Origin of the sequence: Plesiomonas sp. (assembly GCF_051650925.1) — a bacterium.
In the GTDB taxonomy this organism is placed as follows: Bacteria; Pseudomonadota; Gammaproteobacteria; order Enterobacterales; family CAMTGL01; genus Plesiomonas.
Window position 1 is genome coordinate 1 of record NZ_JBOFRH010000592.1, and the last position, 5231, is coordinate 5231.

Genomic DNA, 5231 nt, shown 5'->3' on the forward strand with positions numbered 1-5231 from the left:
TCCGGCAATGGTCAGCCCTGCTGAGGTGGCTGCCATCTATGATGATACAAACACTCACCACCGCGGCAAAAAAAACCGCGATCCCCGCAACCCCTCTTTTTTTTAGCTTATGGTTACTGATGATGAGTGAACCCATACAGGCAGATAGCTTCGCAGAAAACACTGACGCAGCAAGTAATGCAGTAATAAGTAATACCGCAACTCCCCATTCAGAGCGTATTTTGCCACCGTCTACATCGCCAAAAACTGCGCAAACCGCTCAACTCTCCGGCGTATTACCGGCCGATATCCTGACCCGTGAGATAAATTATCCGGCGTTTATGCAGAAGCAGGTTAGCCCGTTTTGGCAGCAAGGGGTGACATCGTCGGTAATAGGAAAAGATAACCTTCGCTTGAGTGCGATCCGATTTACTGCGCCGGATCACGACAAGGCGATACTGGTTGTCAATGGTCGCCTAGAGACTTACCTGAAGTATCAAGAGCTGGCCTACGATCTGTTTTTACAGGGCTATGATGTATTTTTGTTTGATCATCGCGGACAGGGGCTGTCAGACCGTCTGTTACCCGATCCACAAAAAGGGTATGTCCGGCACTTTAGCGATTATGTCAGTGATATGAAAACGGTGCGTGATCAGCTGTTCACACAGGCAGAGCAGGCGCGCGGCCAGCCATACCGTCAGCGAGATCTGCTGGCGCACTCAATGGGCGGAGCAATATCGAGCCTGTATCTGGCGCGCTATCCACACGATTTTACCGCCGCCGCACTGTCAGCACCGATGCACGGTATTTTGTTTCCAATGCCGATGTGGCAGGTTAAAACCCTGACCACGGTTGCCAAATTATTTACCCGCTATGATCAAGGCTATGCACCGAGCACCGGCCCTTATTTGGCAACACCGTTTGCCGGTAATGACCTGACCCACAGTCAGCCGCGCTACCAGTGGTTTCGCGATCTGTATGCCGCGCATCCGCAGGTGCAGCTCGGCGGCCCGACACTGCACTGGATTGGTGAGAGTGTTCAGGGCGCAGAACAGGCAATTGCACAAGCCGGTACGATTACAACCCCATTACTGCTGCTACAAGGCAGTGAAGATACCGTGGTAGATAATCAAGCCCATCGCGCATTTTGTCAGGCAATGAAACGTGCTGGGCATCCGTGTGCTACCGGTGCGCCGATGACCATCAGTGGTGCTCACCATGAGCTACTGTTTGAGCAAGACTCGCTACGGGTTGAGGCATTACAACAGGTACTGCACTTTTTTTCCGCACAGTCTGTAGCGCATTAATCCGCTGGCTGATAGCGAAAGTTTAGTGAGGCTGATCACCCTATCGAGTGAGAATTGGTCATATCAACAGACAGCCTCACACCAGCGGGTATACTGTAGGCCTCACTTTTTCGGTAACCAGAGTATGTCACTATGTATCGTGTTGTCGCCTCAGATCTGGACGGAACTTTACTGACCCCAGATCACCGCGTATCCCCTTTTACTGCGGAAACTTTACATCTGCTGACCGAGCAGGGTGTGCGTTTTATTTTTGCTACCGGCCGCCATCATGTTGATGTCGCTCGTATCCGTGATAATTTGGGTATCGATGCCTATATGGTCACCTCAAACGGTGCGCGGGTACACAATACTGCCGGAGAGTTGGTGTTCAAGCATGACTTGCCCGCTGAAATTGCCCGCGATCTGATGCTGCTAGCACACAATAATCCCGACATTATCACCAATGTTTATCAGGGTGATGAGTGGTGTATTGACCGTGATGTTGAGTGGCTGGCTGAGTTTCATGAAGAGACCGGTTTTTGCTGTCGCATTGTCGATATGGCCATGGTTGAAAACCACCAAGATATCGCCAAAGTGTTCTACCTTGGCAAACACGAGCAACTGCTGGCGCTAGAAGAGGCAATCAATGCCCGTTTTGGTGATCGGGTGAATGTCAGTTTCTCACTGCCTGAGTGCCTTGAGGTAATGGCCGGTGGTGTGTCAAAAGGCCATGCGCTGGAACAGATCCTGCCGCTTAAAGGGCTGACGCTGCAAGAGTGTATTGCGTTTGGTGATGGCATGAATGATGTTGAAATGCTGAGTATGGTCGGCAAAGGCTGTGTCATGCAAAATGCACATCAACGCCTGAAAGATACCCTGCCTGAGTGCGAAGTGATCGGTGAAAACAGTGATGAGGCCGTCGCGCACTATCTGCGTAAACTCTTTTTGAGCTAACAGCACTCAGACCCTATTATCTCAAGCGGTCTCTTATTTTACGGTGCAATTTTCCGGTACAGTTTTCCGGTACAATATGTGCGGTATCGAAAAAGCCTGCTCTGAACTCCCAGAGCAGCTTTCTCCCATTTTCTCTTTTCTCTGCGACAAAAAGTAACCTTTAAAATACCCATATCCGTTTTTTTTCAGCGATAATCAGACAACGGTTATTTGGGTCTGTTTTTATTTGTCGTTATCGTATTTTAACTTGGGGGAATCGCCCAGTGTTCAGCTCATTACTGGCTGTCAGTGGCGGCGCTGCAATCGGCGCATCGCTTCGCTGGTGGATTGGAACAAAACTCAATCATCTCATGCCACACCTTCCGCCCGGAACACTGCTCGTCAACCTGCTGGGCGGCTTTCTCATCGGGTTAGCCATTGAGATATTTTTGCGTACCCCCCATGTATCTCCGCATCTGCGTCTATTTATCATTACCGGCTTTCTGGGTGGCTTAACCACCTTTTCCAGCTTCTCGGCAGAGATGATTGCTAGCCTTGAAAAAGGGCAAACATTGTGGGTATTTGGCGGGATCATACTGCATTTAGGCGGCTCATTGCTGATGACCTTTGCTGGCATGAGTCTAGTACGCTACTTTTGGCCTTAAACCTGCAAACAAAAAACCCAGCGTATCGGCTGGGTTTTAGTGAGGTCAGAGTTTTAACGTCATGGTGTCTTTACACCGCTCACACGCACCCTGTATGAACCGCTCATCTACCACACATGAGCATGGGGGTGCTCACTACAACACCCGCGCAAAGATAATGCGGGGCATGGTATTTGTGTGATAGCGCAAAGTAATAGCCCAAAGAGTAGTGCGGTGTGATGGTAATAACACCCTATCTACAGGTTTACACCCACTACTTGGCGGCCTTTTGGTTTTGTAAAAACTTGACCGCAACATCAGGAAAATCGGTAAACACACCGTCAACATCGGCGGTATTGTAGAAAATATCCAGCATATCATTCAGATCTTTTGCGTATGCCGGTACTTTGCCCGGATCTTTACGGAAGGTATACGGGTGCACCACTAAACCGTTTTCATGCGCTTCTTTGACCATAATGGTGGTTTTAATATTGCCCGGTGTAGAGCTCTCTTCCACTACCATCGGGTACCACGGGCCAACACCATCGGCATATTTGGCAATTTTGGCCATCGCACCGGGCTTAAACATCCAGTCGTAACTGTAGTTGGTTAATGAGCCATCAGGGTTAATGACCATCGTCTCTTGATCATCGGTTGGCGTAATCAACTGTACCAGTTTGATATCCATACCCATTTTTGGCAGCAGCTCATCATGCACTCGCTGTAAATCGGGCGCATCAAAACTCTGGAAGAACACCTTATCGCCCTTCTGGGTATATCCGTACTTTTTCAGCGTCTCTAGCACGGCCACTGAAATGTCTTTGCCTTCGGTTTTATGAAACCACGGTGCTTTCGTCTCAACATAAATCCCGACATTATTGCCAGTAGAGTGGTTCATTCCCTGAATCATCTCGATCTCTTCGGCCAGAGTATGAATTCGGAAATCAGAAGCCCACATCGGGAAGCGGTTCGGGAATTTCTGGCTCATTTTGCCATCTTTATCCAGCACAAACTCTTCGGTAAAGCTCAACTGGCGGATCTCAGGCAAGGTAAAATCTATTGCGTAGAAACGGCCATCTTTACGCGCCCTGTCGGGAAATTTCTTTGCGACATCGGTCACTCGGTCAAGATAGTGGTCATGCAGCACAATCAGCTGATTGTCTTTCGTCATCACCACATCTTGTTCCAGATAATCCGCCCCCATTGCATAGGCCATCGCTTTTGCGGGCAACGTGTGCTCCGGCAGGTAACCGCTCGCGCCACGGTGGGCAACCACAATTTTACCTTCCGTTTTATCAGATGGGGCCGCATTTTCAGCCAATGCAAACAACGGTGTAGCTAACAACGTTCCAGTCATAAGTGCCAGCAATGTTTTTTTCATCGTGAATGTGCTCTTAGTTTATGTGCGTTGCAGAGTAGGGTACAAAGGTAATGTGTTATTTTTATTAACAGCAGAATAATTTTTATATAAAACAATTAATTAGGATTATATTTATTACAATAGGTGATAAATACGGGGTGATAAAAAGCAACCGACTTACCGCCCCTGTCACCTCACTGGATAATCATGACAGCCTAAGCTGCCATGATTTAATGCCAGTAGGGGCAACAGCAATGAACGCGGTAGAATCCATTACCCGCGAGCTTTATCTTCCTGCGCTTTATTGTGGTGGAACATGGTTAATGCCAGCAAAATGACCGCCATCACACATGAACCGATCAGCAACATAAAGCCGCCATCCCAACCAAAGTGATCCACGGTGTAACCCACCACGGCATTGGCCGCAACCGAGCCACCTAAGTAACCAAACAGACCGGTGAAACCGGCTGCCGTACCTGCCGCTTTTTTCGGTGCCAGTTCAAGCGCATGCAAACCAATTAGCATGACAGGCCCGTAGATCAAAAAGCCAATCGCAACCAGCGCGGCCATATCCACCGTCGGATTTCCTGCCGGATTTAACCAGTACACGGTAGTCGCAATGGCAACCAAAATCATAAAGAACACACCGGTTGCACCGCGGTTGCCCTTAAAGACTTTATCTGACATCCAACCGCACACCAGCGTGCCTGGAATACCCGCCCACTCGTACAGGAAGTAAGCCCATGAGGATTTATCCACCGAGAAGTGTTTAACTTCTTTAAGATAAGTTGGGGCCCAATCAAGCACACCGTAGCGCAGCAGATAGACGAATACGTTGGCAAATGCGATATACCACAGCAGTTTGTTCGGCAGGATATATTTGGTGAAGATCTCTTTTGCTGTCAGCTCTATCTCATTTTTAGCGCTGTAATCTTCCGGATAGTCATTTTTGTACTCTTCAATCGGCGGTAAACCACATGACTGTGGCGTATCGCGCATTGTCAGGTAAGCAAAAATAGCCACGCCCAC

Annotated in this window: 5 protein-coding genes; 3 read left to right on the forward strand and 2 right to left on the reverse strand. The window is 48.8% G+C overall.

What is annotated here, in order from left to right:
- Nucleotides 1-38: 38 nt before the first annotated feature.
- The 3 genes from pldB to crcB all read left to right on the forward strand — a co-directional run bounded on the left by pldB (nt 39) and on the right by crcB (nt 2863).
- Entirely contained in the window at nt 39-1286 is a 1248-nt protein-coding gene (pldB, locus tag ACRC27_RS14125; RefSeq protein WP_438640170.1) for a lysophospholipase L2, read from the forward strand.
- A gap of 132 nt (nt 1287-1418) precedes the next feature.
- A complete protein-coding gene (yigL, locus tag ACRC27_RS14130; RefSeq protein WP_438623833.1) occupies nt 1419-2219 on the forward strand; it encodes a sugar/pyridoxal phosphate phosphatase YigL in 801 nt (266 codons plus the stop codon).
- A 263-nt stretch (nt 2220-2482) separates the two neighbouring features.
- The gene (crcB, locus tag ACRC27_RS14135; protein ID WP_438629955.1) at nt 2483-2863 is read left to right on the forward strand and encodes a fluoride efflux transporter CrcB; all 381 of its coding nucleotides are present in this window, start codon (nt 2483-2485) and stop codon (nt 2861-2863) included.
- Nucleotides 2864-3116: 253 nt separating this feature from the next.
- Here the strand turns inward: crcB and glpQ are convergent, their stop codons facing one another.
- Both glpQ and ACRC27_RS14145 read right to left on the reverse strand, forming a co-directional pair.
- Nucleotides 3117-4223 (reverse strand): glycerophosphodiester phosphodiesterase, encoded by a 1107-nt coding sequence (glpQ, locus tag ACRC27_RS14140; RefSeq protein ID WP_438640171.1) that lies wholly within the window; start codon nt 4221-4223, stop codon nt 3117-3119.
- Between the two features lie 252 nt (nt 4224-4475).
- A partial coding sequence (locus tag ACRC27_RS14145; protein ID WP_438640172.1) for an MFS transporter occupies nt 4476-5231 on the reverse strand: 756 nt, incomplete at its 5' end.